The sequence below is a fragment of the Homoserinibacter gongjuensis genome (genome assembly GCF_030161875.1).
Classification (GTDB): Bacteria; Actinomycetota; Actinomycetes; order Actinomycetales; family Microbacteriaceae; genus Homoserinibacter; species Homoserinibacter gongjuensis.
In genome coordinates, this window is record NZ_BSVA01000001.1 from 3,146,196 (window position 1) to 3,163,134 (window position 16,939).

The window sequence follows — 16,939 nt, forward strand, 5'->3', positions numbered from 1 at the left end:
AAGCGTATGGAGAGCCTCCGACGCTGGCAGATGACGAAAAAAACGGGGTCAGTTCTCCGGGAAGGCCACGTACTCGCTGAGGATGGCGCGCACGGCCGAACGCGCCGCCTCGAGGCGCTCGGCGTCACCGTCGGCATCGCGCGCGAAGGCACGGGCCACGAGGGCGTCGGCCGCCTCGAACGCGACCTCGAAAGCGAGACGCACGCGTGCCTCGTCGGGGAAGTCGAAACGCGCCACCACGGCGTCGACCGCGGCACCCGCGAGCACGCTGTTGCGCGGCGTGGTCTCCCGGGGCGCAGATCCAGCACGTCGCCGAGGCGCAGCGAGGCGAACCCGGTCTCGGTGCGGAAGAAGTCGACGTAGACCTCGAACGCCGCTTCGAGCGCCTGTGCCCAGTTCTCGTGCTTCGCGTCGGAGACGGCGGCGACGAGACGCTCGGTCACGCGCTCCTCGTTGCGGGCCGCGAGACTCTGCAGCACGGCGATCCGGTCGGGAAAGTAACGGTAGACGGTGCCGATCGACGCGCCGGCGCCCTCGGCCACCATCGCGGTCGTCAGACGCTCGTAGCCGATCTCGGCGACGACGGCTGCGGCGGCGTCGAGGAGGGCCGCGAGACGCGCGGTGCTGCGAGCCTGCATCGGTTCGTTGCGGATCAGGCTCGCGTGAATGTCACGGGCTGCGGTCAGGGTGTCGGGCACGGGTCACTCCTCGTTGTTCCGGCGATTGTAACGCGTTCGGCGGCGAGATCGGCCACAAGATCGACGTGACACACTGGTGCGATGGAGCCCCCGCCGAGGCCTCGTCGAGCGAGGCGGAAACGGTCTCTCGGGTCCACTTTGCGGCGCGTCTGGAAGACGCGATTCACCGCTTCCGTGAGCGGCGCGGGAGGCGCCGTGGACTCATCCCCACCATCGTGCCGTTCCCGGGCTACGGAGGCGACGGCTGGCTGCGCGTGCTCGGTCGCGCGGTGCTCGTCAAGCCCGGGCGGCGGGCCCCGGATCGCTACACCAACATCCGCGGCTGGCGCAGTTTCACGAGCATCCCGGTGCGCGATGCCGAGATCCACGTGCGCGTCGGCGATGTCGAGCACGTGATCCACGCCGACCGCGGCGGCGTCATCGACGCGCGGGTCGACGCGCCGCTCCCGCCCGGCTGGGGCAGCGCGCTGCTCACCCTCGAAGGTGCGGATGCGATCGAACAGCCCGTCTTCGTGGTCGCCGACGACGTGGAGTTCGGTCTCGTCTCCGACATCGACGACACCGTCATGGTGACGGCGCTGCCGCATCCGTTCCTCGCCGCCTGGAACACCTTCGTGCTGGGCGAGCACGCGCGCCGCGCCGTGCCCGGCATGGCCGTGCTCTACGACCGGCTCGCGGCCGCGCATCCCGGCAGTCCCGTCATCTACCTCTCGACCGGGGCGTGGAACATCGTGCCGACGTTCAACCGATTCCTCTCGCGGCACCTGTTCCCCCGCGGCACCTTCCTGCTGACCGACTGGGGCCCGACGCCCGAGCGCTGGTTCCGCTCCGGCCAGGAGCACAAGAAGGCGAGCCTCGCGCGGCTCGCCGCCGAGTTCCCGCGCGTGCGCTGGCTGCTCGTGGGCGACGACGGGCAGCACGACGAGGAGCGCTACCGCGAGTTCGTGGAGGCGCACCCGGAGTCGGTGGCGGCCGTGGCCATCCGCAAGCTGACGCCAGGTGAGGCGGTGCTCGCGGGAGGCCGTTCGCAGCGCGAGGTGCACGGCGGAGCCGCCCCTGGGTGTACGGCGTCGACGGGGCGGAGCTGGCCGACGCGCTCAGCGCGCTCGGACTGCTGAACACGCCGCGGGCGTAGCCACCCAGCTGGTTGAGGAGCCGCGCAGCGGCGTCTCGAAACCAGCGTCAGTGCCTCACGGCAGACTGACCGCGTGACGTCCCGTCCCGCGCCCCGCGACCGCCGCCTGCTCACCGCACTGCGCCTCGCCGCGCAGGGCATCGCGCACCCGACGCTCGAGAGTCCCGTCGAGGTGGTGCGCAGCATGCTCGCCATGCAGGCGCAGGACTACCTCGGCACGCTGTGGTCGGTCGGGCTCCGCACGCGCGCGGCGACCGAGGCCGACGTCGAGGCGACCCACGCCTCCGGCACGATCGTGCGCTCGTGGCCGCAGCGCGGCACGCTGCACCTCGTGGCGGCGGAGGATCTCGGATGGATGCTGTCGCTCACGGGCGAGCGCATGCTGCGATCGGCCGCGGCCCGGAACCGGGAGTTGGGGCTCGACGCCGACATCTTCGCTCGAGCCGCCGCGATCGCCCGCGAGCGTCTTGCGGGCGCTGGGCGCGCCGACCGTGCCGAGTTGCTCGCCGCGTTCGCCGCCGGCGGGATCGCGGTCGAGGGGCAGCGCGGGTCGCACCTGCTCGGCAACCTCGCCTTCACGGGCCTCGTCGTGCTGTGCGGGCGCACCGAGTACGCCCTGCTCGACGAGCACGTGCCCGAACCCCGCCGCCTCGACCCCGATGCGGCGGCCGAGGAGCTCGCGCTGCGCTACTTCACCGCGCACGGGCCCGCCACCCTGCGCGACCTCGCGTGGTGGTCGGGGCTGCCACTCACCTTCGTGCGCGACGCGACGGCGCGCGTGCGAGACCGGCTCGACGCGATCGAGCTCGGCGGCGTCGAATACCTCATGCGCCCGGGGCTCGAGCCCGACGGCGACGGCGTGCACGCGCTTCCGGGGTTCGACGAGTATCTGCTCGGCTACGGCGACCGCTCAGCGGCCCTCGCGCCCGAGCACGCCGACACGATCGTGCCGGGCGGCAACGGCATGTTCCTGCCGACGATCGTCGCGCGCGGTGAGGTGGTGGGCACCTGGAAGCGCACGCGGACGACCCGGGTGGTGCGCGTCACGACGGGCCCGTTCGCGCCGCTGTCGGGGGTCGCCGAGCGCGGGTTCGCCTCCGCGATGCGGCGGTACGGGCGGTTCCTCGGGAGCCCCGTCGAGATCGGCTGAGGGCGGTTTCGAGACGCCGCTCCGCGGCTCCTCAACCAGCGGGTCGCTGAGGTGGTCGAGGAGCGCCGCCCGCAGGGCGAGGTGTCTCGAAACCGACGTCGCTCACGACACCGCGTCCGCACACACCCCCACGCACCGCACGTACGACGCATCCGAGTCGGCGACCGAACGACGCAGCTCGAGCACCCGCCGCGCCGCATCCGCGAGCCGCTGCGCCGGGATCTCGCCCGACGCCACGGCATCCGCGATCCGCGCCGCGAGCGCCCCCGTGTCGACGGGCCCCACGTAGAGCAGCAGGTCGGCACCGGCCGCGAGCGCCGCGACTCCGTTCGCGGCCGGATCGGCGAGCGCCGCCTCGCCGCTCGCCTGCAACATGCTCAGGTCGTCGGTGACGGCCACGCCGTCGAAGCCGAGCTCGTCGCGCAGGATGCCGTACCAGGCGGTCGAGAGCGACGCGGGTGCGGAATCGACCGCTGTGTAGCGCAGGTGCCCCATCATCACGAGCTCGGCGCCCGCGTCGACACCCGCCTGGAAAGGCGGCGCCTGCGTCGCGCGCCACTCGTCGAGGCTCATCGCGGTCTCCGGGATGAGGGCGTGCGAGTCGCCGGGCGCTCCCCCGTGACCCGGGAAGTGCTTGAGGGTCGAGAGCACGATGCCGCGCTCCCCCGTGACCGCGGCGGCGACCCGCGGGGCGGCGGATGCGGCATCCGTTCCGAGGATCCGCTGCGCGAGGAAGGAGGCGGGGTCGGGGGTCACATCCGCGACGATGCCGAAGTTGATGTCGATGCCGGCAGACGCCACGAGCTCGGCGCGCGCGGCGAAGGCGGCACGGGCCGCGTCGGCGGGCTCGCTCGCGAGCTGGCGGGCGCTCGGACCCGCATCGGGCAACCGGGCGACGATCCCGCCCTCCTGGTCGACCGCCGTGAGCGGCGGCAGGGCCGGGTCGACCGTGAGGGCCGAGGTGAGCGCGGCCGAGGCCGCGACCGAGTACTGGGTGTCGCCGCCCATCAGGATCACGCCGCCCACCCCCGACGCCGCGACCGCCGCACGGGCGGTCTGCGGATCGGGGCTCGGCACCCGGATCATGAGAACGCTCGCGGCCCGTTCGAGCGTCGACATGTCGGCAAGGCGCGCCTCCACGTACGCGGCATCCGCATCCACCGGCGCCGGGTCGGTGGCGGGCGCCCACGGATGCGGCGGTGCGGCCGACACGGGCGGTGCCGCAGCCGTGCACCCAGCGAGCAGCGCGAGCGCGGTGGCGAGCACAACTGCCGCCCCGGTTCGCACACGCATGCGTCGAGGCTAGTGGGGCTATCCCTTCACCGCTCCGCCGAGCCCCGCACCGCGCAGGAACACCCGCTGGAAGAGCAGGAACAACACGACAGGGATGATCGTCGAGATCGCGAGGGCCGCGAGCGTCACATCGAGCTCGGTCTGCGACTGGATGTTCGGCAGCCGCACCCCGAGCGGTTGCACCGCGGGGTCGGGCAGCACGAGCTTCGGCCACAGGTAGTCCTTGAGCGAGGCGATGATGATGAACACCGAGACGACACCCACGATCGGCTTCGACATGGGCAGCACGAGCGAGACGAACATCCGCACCGGCCCCGCCCCATCCGTGCGCGCCGCCTCGAACACCTCGCGCGGCAGTGAGTCGAAGAAGCGTTTGACGACGATGATGTTGAACGCGTTCGCGGCCGTCGGCAGCCACACCCCGAGGAAGGTGTTGAGCAGGCTCGGCCCGAACGCCGGCCGCGCGACGGTGATGAACAGCGGCACGAGCAGCACGACCGAGGGCACGAAGAGCGTCGCGAGCACGGCCGCCTCAAGCACGCGCGCGTACGCGGGGCGCAGGATCGAGAGCACGTAGGCGCCCGTCGTGGCGACGATGAGGCCGATCACCCACTGGCCCGCGGCGAGCGCGATCGTGTTGAAGAAGTACTTGCCCACCTCGACCTCCACCCAGGCCTGCTCGAGGTTGGCCCAGTCGATGCCGCTCGGCCACAGGGCGAAGGGCTGCTGGATGGTGTCCTGCGTCGTCGAGATCGCCGCCTTGCCCAGCCACAGCAGTGGCCCGAGGCCCACGACCACGAGGCCCACCATGAGGAAGACGTGCGAAGCCACCTGCCCGGCGCGCACCGGGCGACGACGCCGGTCGTGCAGCGAGAGGATGCCGCGCTCGACGTCCGGTTCGCGGCTCTCCGCGGGGCGACGGCCGCGCGGGCGCGGCACCTTCAGTGTCGTGCTCATCAGTCGGTGCTCCACTTCTGGGTGGCCTTGAAGTACAGGAAGGATGCCGCGGCGAGGAACAGGGCGAGCATCACCGAGAGGGCGGTCGCCTCGCCGTACTTGCCGCCGAGGCTGTTCTCGAACGCGTAGCGGTAGATGAGCAGCAGCACGGTGACGGTCGAGTTGTTGGGGCCCCCGCCGGTGAAGAGGAAGGGCTCGAGGAACACCTGCGCCGTCGCGATCACCTGCAGGATCAGCATGATGAAGATCACGCCGCGCAGCTGCGGCAGGGTGACGTGCCAGATCTTGTGCCAGATCGAGGCGCCGTCCACCTCGGCCGCGTCGTAGAGTTCCGGCGGCACCGAAAGCAGGGCTGCCAGGTAGATGATGATCGAGCCTCCGGCGCCGGCCCAGGTCGCTTCGAGTACAAGCGACGGCATCGCCTGCACAGCATCCTGGATCCACGGCTGCGGCGGGATGCCCACCCAGCCGAGCACGGTGTTGAAGACTCCGGTGGGAGACGCCTTGTAGAAGAACTGCCAGAGCAGGATCGCCACGACCGGCGGCACGACGACGGGCAGGTAGGCGAGCGCCGAGTAGAAGCCCTTCAGGCGCTTCACCTCGCTCATGAGCACCGCCATGAAGATCGGCAGCGGGAAGCCGAAGATGAGGGCGAGCAGCGCGAAGTAGAGGGTGTTGACGACCGCGCGACCGAGCACGGGATCGGTCAGCACGTTCACGAAGTTGTCGAGACCGACGAACTGGTAGGTGATCAGGTTCGTCTTCTGAAAGCTCATCCAGAGCGATTGCAGGATGGGCCACCAGCTGTAGACCGTGAACACGAAGATCATCGGCGCGGCGAAGAGCAGTGTGACGAGTCCGCCACGGCGCACCCATCCGCGGAGGGAGCGGTCACGGCGACGCGGCGCCGGCACTGCGGCCGGGCGGGGGCGCGGGCGCTGCGGGCTCGCGCGCCGTTCGTCGAGGGCGGTCATTTTCGGGTTCCTGTCCTGCGAGGTGGCTGAGGAGCGGCGAGTGTGAGAAGTGAGGGGGCCGCCGGATACGCACACCCGGCGGCCCCCGGACGTCAGCCCAGCAGGGCCTGGGCGTCGGTGTCGGCCTGGGCGAGGAGAGCGTCGATGTCGGCGTTCTCGTCGGTCAGCACGGCTTGCACCACGGGGTCGAGCAGGGCGTAGATCTCCTGCGTGTGGCTCTTCGGCTCGCCCACCGGGGTCTGCTCGAAGATGTGGTCGATGAAGCCCTGCATCTGCTCGCGCGGCACGTTCACGTACGGCTCGATCCAGGTGAGCGACTCCTCGTAGGTGGCCTGGTCGAGCACCGGCAGCACGGGCGTTCCGACGGCCTGACCGGAGTCGGCGAGCGCCTTGGCGTCCGCGGCAGCGGCATCCTCGTTCAGCAGCTTCTGCATGTAGTACCAGTCGACCCACTTGACCGCGGCATCCTTCGTCGCGTCGTCGAGCGACGGCGGGAGCACCGCGATGTCGCCTCCGCCGAGCACCTTGCCGCCGTCCTCCATGGGGATGGTGGTGAGGCCGTAGACGGCGGGGTCGAGCGAGAAGTCGCGCACCAGGGCGGTGTACAGGTCGGAACCCGAGGTGTACATGCCGATGTTGCCTGCCGCGAACTCCTGGTTGATCGAACCCCAGTCGAGCAGGAAGTTGTCTCCCATCGAGTGGTCCTCCCAGCGGAGGTCGTGGAAGAACTGCAGGGTCGCCTTCACGCCGTCGTTCGCGATCGTCGAGGTCGTGCCGTCGTCGGACTGCAGGAACCCGCCACGCGAGGCCGCCTGCGCGGTGAGCTGCCATCCGCCTGTGTTGTTCTGGGTCATGGTGGCGTAGCCCGCCTTGCCGGTCTTCTCGGCGATCTGCTTGGCGTACTCGCGCACCTCGTCCCACGTGGTGGGCGGCGAGTTCGGGTCGAGGCCCGCCTGCTCGAACAGGTCGCGGTTGTACTGCAGGCCGAGCGCGTAGGCCTGCCGCGGGAACCCGAAGAGGTGCCCGTCGGCGTCCTTCACGGCGTCCAGGATGATGGGGTTGAACTTGTCGGCGTAGCCCAGCTTCTCGATCTCCTCCGTGACGTCGGCGAGCTGGCCGTTCTCGAGCAAGGTCTTGGCATCCGTGAAGGGAACCGTGAAGACGTCCGGCAGGCTGCCTGCCGCGAGCTGAGCGGTGAAGGTCGGGCCCTCCCACTCGTACTCGACGCCGATGATGTCGATGTTCGGGTACTTCTTCTCGAACTGGGCTTCCTGGGTCGCGAACGCGTCGTACGCGGCCTGGTCGGCGCCGGGCGGGAAGGTGGCGACACGCAGCTCGATCTTGCCGTCGGATGCGCCTCCGCCACTGCAGGCGGCGAGCGACGCGACCGTGGCGAACGCCGCGGCGATCGCGATCACCTTGGTGGGTGACTTCATTGTCTTGCCTTTCATCGTTGGGTGATGGTGTGGGTTTCTCCTGGCTCGTGCTGTGGTCGTAGCCATGCCGTGGAGTTCGTGGGGAGGACGCCGTCGACGACCTCGGTGCTCGCGAGCAGCACCTCGCGATGGGGTGGGAGCTCGACGGGGGCGTCGAAGCTCGTGATGCTCACGACGTCGTCACCGCGGCGGAAGGCGAGCGCATCCGGTCCGAGGTCGAGCCAGGCGAAGTCGCCGTCGACGAGCGCGGGTTCGCTGCGGCGGATGCGGAGGGCCGCCCGGTAGAGGCTGAGCATCGAGCCCGGGTCGGACTCCTGCGCCTCCACCGAGTACAGCGCCCATTGGCGCGGCTGCGGCAGCCAGGGCGTGCCCGTGGCGTGCGGCGAGCTGAAGCCGAACGGCGCACGCGTGCCCGACCAGGGAAGCGGCACGCGGCATCCGTCCCGCCCGGGGTCCACGCCGCCGGAGCGGTAGTGCATGGGGTCCTGGATGAGCTCGCGCGGGATGTCCTCGACCTCGGGCAGACCGAGCTCGTCGCCCTGGTAGATGTAGAGCGAGCCGGGAAGCGCGGCCGTGAGCAGGGCGGCGGCACGGGCGCGACGCGTGCCGAGGGAGAGGTCGGTGGGAGTGCCGAAGCGCTTGGCGAGGAAGGCGAAGGAGCTGTCGGCGCGGCCGTAGCGGGTGACCGGACGCGTGACGTCGTGGTTGGAGAGCACCCACGTCGACGGGGCGCCGACCGGGGCGTGCGCACCGAGCGTCAGGTCGATCGAGGCGCGCAGCTCGCCGGGCTCCCAGGGGCGTGCGAGGAAGTCGAAGTTGAACGCCGTGTGCATCTCGTCGGGGCGCAGGTACTTCACGAAGCGGTCGAGCTCGGGCAGCCAGATCTCGCCGACGAGCACGCGCGTGCCGGGGTAGCTGTCGGCGACGGCGCGCCAGCTGCGATAGACCTCGTGCAGCTCGTCGCGGTCCTGGGTGGGGTGCTCGCCGGGGCCCGGGTTCTCGGGCACCTCGCCGAGCTCGGGGTCTTTGATGAGCAGGGCCGCGGAGTCGATGCGCACGCCGGCGACACCGCGATCGAACCAGAACCGCAGGATCTCTTCGTGCTCGCGGCGCACATCCGGGTGGTTCCAATTGAGGTCGGGCTGCTCGGGCGTGAACAGGTGCAGGTACCACTGGCCGGGGGTGCCGTCGGGGTTCGTGGTGCGCGTCCAGGTGTCGCCGGCGAAAGGCGAGACCCAGTGGGTGGGCAGCTCGTCGGAGTCGACGAACCAGAAGCGCTCGCGCTCGGGGCTTCCCGGGCCGGCGGCCAGGGCGGCTTGGAACCAGGGTGCGCGGCCGAGACATGATTCGGCACGACGTCGATGATCGTGCGGATGCCGAGGGCGAGCGCCTCGCGGATCAGCAGCTCCGCCTCGACGAGCGTGCCGAAGTCGGGGTGGATGGCGCGGTAGTCGCTCACGTCGTAGCCGCCGTCGGCGAGCGGGCTCGCGTACCAGGGGTGAACCAGATCGCGTCGACACCGAGGGCCTTGAGGTAGCCGAGCCGACTGCGCACACCCGCGAGGTCACCCGTGCCGTCGCCGTTGCCGTCGGCGAAGCTGCGCGGGTAGATCTGGTAGATCACGGCGGAGCGCCACCAGTCGGGGTCGTCGGTCGACGGTGCGGGGGCTCCGGATGCGGTGGCGGTCGCGGTGATCGGGAGGACGTCTGCGTCCACGCGGATGGTTCCTTCGGGTCTCGCGGCACCCGAGTCGGCACCGACAGGCCGAATGTACGAAACCCCACAGAATGACGCAAGAACTAAACAACCTGCAAGAAACTTGCGACCTCTTGCACCCGCCCTCCCCGGGCGGCGGCGGTTTCGAGACGCGTCGCGCTTGCGGCGCGGCGCTCCTCAACCCCTGAGCCGAGCGGGGCGCCGCCACCCCTGTCGAGCGAAGCGGGGGCGGCCGGTCGGTCTCGCGACGCTGGCATCGGGACTGGCGGGAGCGCATCGCCGCCAGGCGATCCGCGGGGGCATGCGTCGCGAGACCGATCGGCCGCTCCCGCGTAGCGTCGAGAGAGGGGCTACCGGGCGCGGGCCGTCGACCCCCGCACGACGAGCTCCGGCTCGAACAGGTACTCCTCCGCCGACGCCCGCCCGCCGCCGAGCTGCGCCACGAGCAGCTCGATGACGAGCCGACCCATGGGCTCGATCGGCTGCCGCACCGTGGTGAGCGCCGGATCGGTCGCGTTCATGAGGGCCGAGTCGTCGTAGCCGACGATCGATACGTCATCCGGCACCTGCAGCCCGGCGCGGCGCACGGCTCGCACCGCGCCGAGCGCGAGGGGTCGGACGCGCACAGGATGCCGGTCACACCCGCCTGCAGCAGACGGGTGGCGGCGGCCTGGCCGGCCTCGAGCGTGTAGTGCGAGTGGGCGGTCTCGATCCCGATGCCGGCGGCGGCCGCGAGTCGCTGGGCCGCCTCGAGCTTGCGCTGCGAGGGCACGTGGTCGTCGGGGCCGAGCACGAGGCCGATGCGGTCGTGGCCGAGCTGGCGCAGATGGTTCCAGCCGAGTTCGACGGCCACGGCATCGTCGGTCGAGACGGTGGGGAAGGCGAGTTCGGGCACGCGCGCGTTCACGAGCACGGTCGGGATGCCGAGCTCGGTGAGCCGGTCGTAGTGCGCGTGCGAGGCGGCGGCTTGCGAGTACTGCCCGCCGACGAACACGACGCCCGACACCCGCTGTTCGAGCAGCAGCTCGATGTAGTCGCCTTCGCTGATGCCGCCCGCGGTCTGGGTGCAGAGCACGGGCGTGTAGCCCTGTTGCACGAGGCCGCCGCCGACGAGCTCGCCGAAGGCGGGGAAGATCGGGTTGGTCAGTTCGGGCAGGAACAGCCCCACGAGGCGGGCGCGTTCACCGCGCAGTTTGCTGGGCCGTTCGTAGCCGAGCACGTCGAGGGCGGTGAGCACCGCCTGGCGGGTGGATTCGCTCACGCCGGGCTTGCCGTTCAGCACCCGGCTGACGGTGGCTTCGCTGACTCCGACCTTTTTGGCGACTTCGGCAAGACGACTCGACATGCTCGGAACTCTACGCAATCAACGCAATTTCTTGCATCCTTCGGGCGCGGGTGCGGCATCCGGGTGCCGAATCTGCCCGCCGCCGCGACCGAATCGTTATGCGGCGTCGCCCGAAGTGGGGTCACCCGTGCGCTCGAGGACCACCTTGGCGGGCTCGACGACGCGCCGGATGCCGATCCACGAGACCACGCCGCCCGCTGCCATGAGCGCGGCGATCACCCACAGCGAGCGGTGGAAGCCGCTCAGATCGAGCACTCCCCGGTGATCATGCCGAGCATCGCGACGGCGAGCAGACCCGCGATCCGTGCGACGGCGTTGTTGACGGCCGAGGCGATGCCCGAGTGGGAGGGGTCGATGGCTCCGAGGATCGCGGCGGTGAGCGGCGAGACCGTCACCGTGAGCCCCACGCCGAACAGCAGGATGCCGGGAAGCAGCTGGGTCCAGTAGTTGAACGGCTCGGTGACGAACAGCATGAGCAGCGACGCCGCGCCCATGAGCAGCGGCCCCACCGTCATCGGCACGCGCGGGCCGATGCGCCCCGCGAGCGAACCCGCCCACGACGAGCCGATCGTCATGAGGATCGAGATCGGCAGGCTCGCGAGCCCGGCGAGCGTGGCCGGCAGCCCGGCGCCCTGCTGCAGGTACACGCCGATCACGAAGGAGTTGAGCCCGAGCGCGCCGTAGACGAAGAAGGTGGCGAGGTTGCCCCAGCCGAAGTTGCGGATGCGGTACAGCACGAGCGGCATCATCGGCTGGGCGGCGAGCCGCTGCCGCACGAGGAACCCGGCGAAGGCGAGCACCCCGCACACGGCGGCGAGCACGACGCCGACGTTCCAGCCGAGTCGCGGCTGCTCGATGAGGGCGAAGACGATGCCACCCAGCCCCACCGCGCACAGCAGCGCGCCGGGCAGGTCGATCGTCGCATCCGGCCGCCGCACATCCCGCTGGCCGAGCACGGCGAGCAACCACAGCACGAGCGCGATCGGCACGACGTTGATCACGAAGGCCCAGCGCCACGAGAGCAGGTCGACGAAGATCCCGCCCACGAGGGGCCCAGCGAGCAGCGCCGCTGAGGTGAGGGCTGTCCACATGCCGATCGCCTTGGCCTGCAGCGACCCCGACATGTTCGAGGTGATGAGCGCGAGCGAGCTCGGCACGAGCAGCGCGCCCCCGATGCCTTGCACGCCGCGGGCGAGGATGAGCACCAGCGGGTCGGGGGCGAGTGCGATCGCGAGCGACGCGACGCCGAACAGCACGATGCCCACACGCAGCACGCGGATGCGGCCGTAGACGTCGCTCACGGCACCCGCCACGAGGATGAGCGAGCCGAGCGTGAGCAGGTAGGCGTCGACGATCCACTGCTGCGCGGCGAGACCGCCACCGAGCTCACGCTCGATCGCCGGCAGCGCGACGTTGACGACCGTCGAGTCGAGGAACGCGACCACCGTGGCGAGCACGGCGATCGCGAGCACGAGTCGTTGTTCGCGGGTCATGTGGTGGTCTCCTCCCGTTCGACCTCGTCGACGACGAGCTGGGGCAGGCGCTCATCGAGCAGGATGCGGAAGTGGCCGACGACGGGCAGTGTGACGTTGCGAGCGCCCTCGAGGCGCGAGGTCTCGGGGATGTGCGGATCCCACTCCGGGGCGATCGAGGTGATGCGACTGTTGACGGATCGCTCCACGAGCAGGGACGCGACGACCGGGTCGTCGGGGCGGAAGGCACGTACCGCGCGCGGGATCGCGTAGTACGCCATCCGTGACCCCGAGAACGGCGTCGCGATCGCGACGACGCGCCGCACACGCCCCTCCGTGTCGTCGTGGGCGAGCAGGTGCTTGCCGATGAGCCCGCCCTTGGAGTGCGCGACGATCGTGACCTCGCGGAGGTCGAGCGCGCGCAGGCACTCCCACACCTGCCGTGCCGAGTCGGGGATCGGGCGGTGGTTGAAGCCGAGCGTCGTCACGATGTGCACGGGGTGCCCCGCGACGTTGAGCGCCTCGGCGACGGGCCGCAGGTAGTGCCAGGTCTCGTACACGCCCGGCAGGATCACCACCGGATGCTTGCTGCCGCGGGCGAATCCATCGGGCACCGCCCAGTCGCGCGCGGCCCGGGCGCGGAACCGCATCGCGTTAGGGAAGTCGCGGGCGATCGCGGCGGCCGTTCGCGCGAAGGAACGCTGCGTCTGCCCGGCCATGCCCACCTCCGTGCCTCAGGCTACGCGCGCCCGCCGACGCCGTGCAGGAGGATGGCGTTCGCCACCGCATCCGGAGCCGTGTACATCACGACGTGCGGGCCGGGCACCTCGACGAGCGCGCCCGCCGCCCGGTCGGCGAGCAACCGCGCCCACGGGCTCGACACGATCGGATCCCGCGTGCCGCGCACCACGAGCATGGGGATGTCGACGCCCGCGATGCGCTCGTCCAGGGCATCGTCGAGCACGAGCGGCAGCTGTCGGATGGTGTACGGCGGACCGGCGCGGAACACGTAGTCGGTGAACACGATGAGGTTGACGGCGGGCGGCTCGCGCGTGCCGTCGAGCAGCAGCCGACCGATCGCCTGGAATGCCGTGCGGCGGCCCGGTTCCATCGTGGGGCCGACGAGCACGAGCCGCTCGATGAGGCCCGGATGCCGTTCGGCGAGCGTCACGGCGACCTGCGCACCCATGGAGTGGCCGACGAGCACGACCTCGGATGCCGCGATCGAGCGCACGAAGGATGCCACCGCATCCGCGTGCCCGTCGAGGGTGACCTCGGTGCGGGGATCGGGAGCTGCGCCGTAGCCCGGCAGGTCGACGAGGAAGACGCTGCCGTGTTTCGCGAGCTCGATCGCGAGCGGGCGGAAGTAGCGGGAGGAGACGCCGATGCCGTGGACGAGCACGAACGCGGGACCCGCAACGACCGGGCCCGGCATGCGCGTGATGGCGACCGTCAGACGCTCGTGCTGCTCGCGCGTCGTGGCGAAGAGCGTGCCGCGGAAGCGGCGGCGGCGCGGGAAGCGCATGTGTTGATTCTGGTGCCCCGCCACCCAGGTGGTTGAGGAGCGCCCGCAGGGCGCGTCTCGAAACCCCGCCGCCGCGCGGCAACTCAGGTGGTTGAGGAGCGCCCGCAGGGCGCGTCTCGAAACCGCCGCCGAGGTGCACACGGCGCTGGTTTCGAGACGCCGCTCCGCGGCTCCTCAACCAGCCGGGTGTTGCCGCTCCGCGGCTCCTCAACCGGCGGGCGGCTCCTCAGCCAGCGGTGGGAGCGGCAGGCGCCGACTCGCCGAGCAGCTCCCGCACCCGCGGCACCACGACGCCGCCGTAGAGCTCGATCGCGTGCATGAGGTTCTCGTGCGGCACGGTTCCGGATGCGTACTTGAAGTCGAACCGCTGCACGCCGAGCGTGCGCACGGTCGCCGCGATCTTCTGCGCGACGGTCTCGGGTGAGCCGACGTACTGCGAGCCGTGCTGCACCTCGAGTTCGAAGGAGTCGCGCGTGATCGGGCCCCAGCCCCGCTCGCGCCCGATGCGCTCGGCCATCGTGCGGTAGTGCGGCCAGGCGATGTCGCGCGCCTCGTCATCGGTGTCGGCGATGAAGCCCGGCGAGTGCACGCCGACGGGCAGGTCGTCGACACCGAGCTGGGCGAGCGCCCGGTGGTAGAGCTCGACGTACGGCGCGAATCGCGCCGGGTCGCCGCCGATGATGGCGAGCGCGAGCGGGAATCCGTACCGCGCCGCACGCACCACCGACTCGGGACTGCCGCCCACGCCGACCCAGGTGCGGATGGGGCCGCCCTCGGTCTTGGGGAAGACATCCGCATCGACGAGCGGCGCCCGCGTGGTGCCCTGCCAGGTGACGGGCTGCTCCTTGAGCAGCTCCGCGAGAAGGTCGATCTTCTCCTCGAAGAGCACCTCGTAGTCGTGCAGGTCGAAGCCGAACAGCGGGAACGACTCGGTGAAGGAGCCGCGGCCGATCGTGATCTCGGCGCGGCCGTTCGAGATCGCGTGCAGCGTCGAGAAGCGTTCGAACACGCGCACCGGGTCGTCGGATGACAGCACGGTCACCGCGGTCGAGAGCTTGATGCGCTCGGTGCGCGCGGCGATCGCGGCGAGCAGCATCTCCGGAGACGAGACCGCGAAGTCGTCGCGGTGGTGCTCCCCGATGCCGAACACGTCGACGCCGAGCGAGTCGGCGAGCACACCCTGCTCGACGACGTTGCGGATCACCTGCGCGTACGGGAGGCGGTTGCCCTCGGCGTCGACGGTCACGTCGCCGAAGGTGTCGAGTCCGAGTTCGAGCTGCTGGGTCATGGTCGATGCAACCGCATGGACTCCGGGGTCATTCCCCGGATGCCGACGGGCCGTCGCCGTGCTCGAGGATGTCGATGTACAGCTCGTGCGGCCCTTCGGCGTGGTAGCCCACGTCGAGCTTGCGGCCGCCGAGCGTGACGGCATGGGCATCCGCCCACGCGTAGATGCGGGCGAAGCCGTCGGCGATCCGCGTCAGCTCACCGGCGTGCACGAGCCGCGCGTAGCGACCCGCGGGAACGAGCACCGGCACGTGCCCCGCCGGCACGGCCACGGCATCCACGTCGCGCAACGCGCCCACCACCTCGACGTAGCCGGACTCGGTGGTGAAACTCGCCTCGGCGAGCGCGGCGCCGTGTGCCACGCCGCTCGCAGTGAACCGCCGCCACGCCGCCGGCACTTCCACGTGGAGGCGGTCGAAGGGTGCCGCGACGAGCTCTCCGACCACGACCCGCGTCGGCAGCTCGACGATCTCGACGGACTCGGCAGGCGCGGGGGTGCTCACACTGCGTGAGGGTAGCGCACGGCCGGCGTGGGCACGTCGCCCGTCGACACCGGCAGTTCGCTGCGCAGCTGGTGGCTCGCCACCTGCAGTTCGAGTTCGTCGGTGACGAGTGCCGCGAGGTCGAGGAGCGATGCGAGCTGCTCTTCGGTGAGCGTGCGCGTCGTGAAGTCGACGACCGAGATGACGCCCACGTTGTAGCCCTCGGGCGAGCGGATGGGCACCCCCGCGTAGAAGCGCATGCCGAAGTCCCCCGTGACGAGGTCGTTCTCCGACGAGCGCGGGTCGAGCAGGCAGTTCTCGATCACCCAGGCCTCGTCGTGCGCCACGATCGAGGAGCACAGCCCGTCTTCACGTGCGAGGCCCGTGAGCTCGGTGCCCGGATGTGCGAGGAAGCGGATCTCGTCGTGCTCGATCATGCTCACGATCGCCACCGGGGTGTCGGCCACCCGACGCGCCAGGTTGGCGACCCGCTCGAAGACCTCGTCTCCCGGCCCGACGTAGCTCTCGTAGCGGCGCACGGCGTTCATGCGCGCGGTCTCCTCGATGGGCACCGGAGCGGGACGGTTGCGGTGCCGGCCCGCCTCGTCGACCACGATCTGCCGCAGCGCGAGCAATACGTCGCGCATCGGCGGGCGTTGCGCCGGGTCGCGCTGCAGCATCGCGGTGAGCAGGCTGCGCCAGGCCGAGCTCAGGTCGGCCGGCACGATCGGGTCGGACTTGAGCCGCGACACCGCGGATGCCGACGGGTCACCGGGGAACTCGATGTGGCGCGTGAAGCACTCCAGCAGCACGAGGCCGAGCGCGTAGACATCGGATGCCGGGCCCACGAGGTCGCGCAGCACCTGCTCGGGGCTGAGGTAGGCGGCTGTTCCCGTGGTGTTGGTCTCCTCGGGCCCGAGGGCCGCGGCGGCGTCGAAGGCGATGCCGAAGTCGGTGAGGCGCGCCCGCATCCGCACCTCCGTGGTGCCGTATTGCGCGAGCAGCACGTTCGAGGGCTTGAGGTCGCGGTGCACGATGCCGCGCGCGTGCACGTATTCGAGCGCCTCGGCGAGGTCGTAGCCGATCTCGGCGATCGCGCGCGGGGTGAGGTCGCCGGCGCGGATGGCCTGCTCGAGGTTGGGGCCCGTCACGAGCTCCATGATGAGGAACGGATGCGGCTCGTCGGGCACCGAATCGTCGATGCCGGCGTCGAGCAGGGTGACGATGCCGTGGTGATTGAGCGAGGCGAGCATGCGCAGTTCCGCGGTGAAGACGGGGGTCGCCTCCGACCCCGCGGGGATCGCGCCGAAGAGCTTGAGCGCCACGTCGCGACCGAGCTGCTCGTCGCGTGCGAGGTACACCTTCGCCATGCCGCCGTGCCCGATGACCGAGCCCGGTCGGTAGCGCTGCTTGAGCAGCACATCGGCATATGAGCCGTACGGACGATCCATGCCATCACCCCCTCCGAT

14 protein-coding genes and 4 pseudogenes are annotated in these 16,939 nt (G+C 70.8%); 2 read left to right on the top strand and 16 right to left on the bottom strand.

Annotation, left to right across the window (positions count from 1 at the left end):
- Positions 1 to 48 precede the first annotated feature (48 nt).
- Together QQK29_RS16820 and QQK29_RS18850 are read right to left on the bottom strand one after the other, a co-directional pair.
- The gene (locus QQK29_RS16820; protein WP_284301757.1) at positions 49 to 267 is read right to left on the bottom strand and encodes a hypothetical protein; all 219 of its coding nucleotides are present in this window, start codon (positions 265 to 267) and stop codon (positions 49 to 51) included.
- Between the two features lie 266 nt (positions 268 to 533).
- A pseudogene (locus QQK29_RS18850) lies at positions 534 to 638 on the bottom strand (TetR/AcrR family transcriptional regulator); the annotation flags it as partial.
- Positions 639 to 913: 275 nt separating this feature from the next.
- On the opposite strand from QQK29_RS18850, the gene QQK29_RS16825 reads away from it, so the two are divergent.
- Both QQK29_RS16825 and QQK29_RS16830 read left to right on the top strand, forming a co-directional pair.
- Positions 914 to 1,816 (top strand): App1 family protein phosphatidate phosphatase, encoded by a 903-nt coding sequence (locus tag QQK29_RS16825; protein WP_348533896.1) that lies wholly within the window; start codon positions 914 to 916, stop codon positions 1,814 to 1,816.
- A gap of 90 nt (positions 1,817 to 1,906) precedes the next feature.
- Positions 1,907 to 2,983 carry a winged helix DNA-binding domain-containing protein gene (locus QQK29_RS16830; protein ID WP_284301758.1) on the top strand — a complete coding sequence of 359 codons (1,077 nt, stop codon included), beginning with the start codon at positions 1,907 to 1,909 and terminating at the stop codon, positions 2,981 to 2,983.
- 102 nt (positions 2,984 to 3,085) lie between these two features.
- Here QQK29_RS16830 and QQK29_RS16835 read toward each other — a convergent pair whose 3' ends face one another.
- The 14 genes and pseudogenes from QQK29_RS16835 to QQK29_RS16890 form a co-directional block, all read right to left on the bottom strand.
- Positions 3,086 to 4,276: a glycoside hydrolase family 3 N-terminal domain-containing protein gene (locus QQK29_RS16835; RefSeq protein ID WP_284301759.1), complete on the bottom strand. Its 1,191-nt coding sequence runs from the start codon at positions 4,274 to 4,276 to the stop codon at positions 3,086 to 3,088.
- An 18-nt stretch (positions 4,277 to 4,294) separates the two neighbouring features.
- Positions 4,295 to 5,233, bottom strand: coding sequence for a carbohydrate ABC transporter permease (locus QQK29_RS16840; protein WP_284301760.1), 939 nt, complete (start codon positions 5,231 to 5,233; stop codon positions 4,295 to 4,297).
- Entirely contained in the window at positions 5,233 to 6,207 is a 975-nt protein-coding gene (locus QQK29_RS16845) for a carbohydrate ABC transporter permease (protein WP_284301761.1), read from the bottom strand. Before QQK29_RS16845 ends, QQK29_RS16840 begins: the two co-directional genes overlap by 1 nt.
- A 92-nt stretch (positions 6,208 to 6,299) precedes the next feature.
- A complete protein-coding gene (locus QQK29_RS16850) occupies positions 6,300 to 7,658 on the bottom strand; it encodes an ABC transporter substrate-binding protein (RefSeq protein ID WP_284301762.1) in 1,359 nt (452 codons plus the stop codon).
- A pseudogene (locus tag QQK29_RS16855) lies at positions 7,655 to 9,338 on the bottom strand (glycoside hydrolase family 13 protein). Before QQK29_RS16855 ends, QQK29_RS16850 begins: the two are co-directional and overlap by 4 nt.
- Positions 9,339 to 9,709: 371 nt before the next feature.
- A pseudogene (locus QQK29_RS18855) lies at positions 9,710 to 10,087 on the bottom strand (substrate-binding domain-containing protein); the annotation flags it as partial.
- Positions 10,063 to 10,704, bottom strand: a pseudogene (locus tag QQK29_RS18860) (LacI family DNA-binding transcriptional regulator); the annotation flags it as partial. The pseudogenes QQK29_RS18860 and QQK29_RS18855, both read right to left, overlap by 25 nt.
- 96 nt (positions 10,705 to 10,800) lie before the next feature.
- Positions 10,801 to 10,959 (bottom strand): hypothetical protein, encoded by a 159-nt coding sequence (locus tag QQK29_RS18245; protein ID WP_348533897.1) that lies wholly within the window; start codon positions 10,957 to 10,959, stop codon positions 10,801 to 10,803.
- Positions 10,947 to 12,197 carry an MFS transporter gene (locus QQK29_RS16865; protein ID WP_348533898.1) on the bottom strand — a complete coding sequence of 417 codons (1,251 nt, stop codon included), beginning with the start codon at positions 12,195 to 12,197 and terminating at the stop codon, positions 10,947 to 10,949. The genes QQK29_RS18245 and QQK29_RS16865 overlap by 13 nt, the downstream gene beginning before the upstream one ends.
- Positions 12,194 to 12,895, bottom strand: coding sequence for an esterase/lipase family protein (locus QQK29_RS16870; RefSeq protein ID WP_284301763.1), 702 nt, complete (start codon positions 12,893 to 12,895; stop codon positions 12,194 to 12,196). The genes QQK29_RS16865 and QQK29_RS16870 overlap by 4 nt, the downstream gene beginning before the upstream one ends.
- Positions 12,896 to 12,915: 20 nt before the next feature.
- A complete protein-coding gene (locus QQK29_RS16875) occupies positions 12,916 to 13,701 on the bottom strand; it encodes an alpha/beta fold hydrolase (RefSeq protein ID WP_284301764.1) in 786 nt (261 codons plus the stop codon).
- Positions 13,702 to 13,927: 226 nt separating this feature from the next.
- A complete protein-coding gene (locus QQK29_RS16880) occupies positions 13,928 to 14,989 on the bottom strand; it encodes an LLM class flavin-dependent oxidoreductase (protein ID WP_284301765.1) in 1,062 nt (353 codons plus the stop codon).
- 28 nt (positions 14,990 to 15,017) lie between these two features.
- On the bottom strand, positions 15,018 to 15,491 hold the full coding sequence (locus tag QQK29_RS16885) for a GyrI-like domain-containing protein (protein WP_284301766.1): 474 nt from the start codon (positions 15,489 to 15,491) through the stop codon (positions 15,018 to 15,020).
- Entirely contained in the window at positions 15,488 to 16,921 is a 1,434-nt protein-coding gene (locus QQK29_RS16890) for a protein kinase domain-containing protein (protein ID WP_284301767.1), read from the bottom strand. The genes QQK29_RS16885 and QQK29_RS16890 overlap by 4 nt, the downstream gene beginning before the upstream one ends.
- Between the last annotated feature and the right edge of the window lie 18 nt (positions 16,922 to 16,939).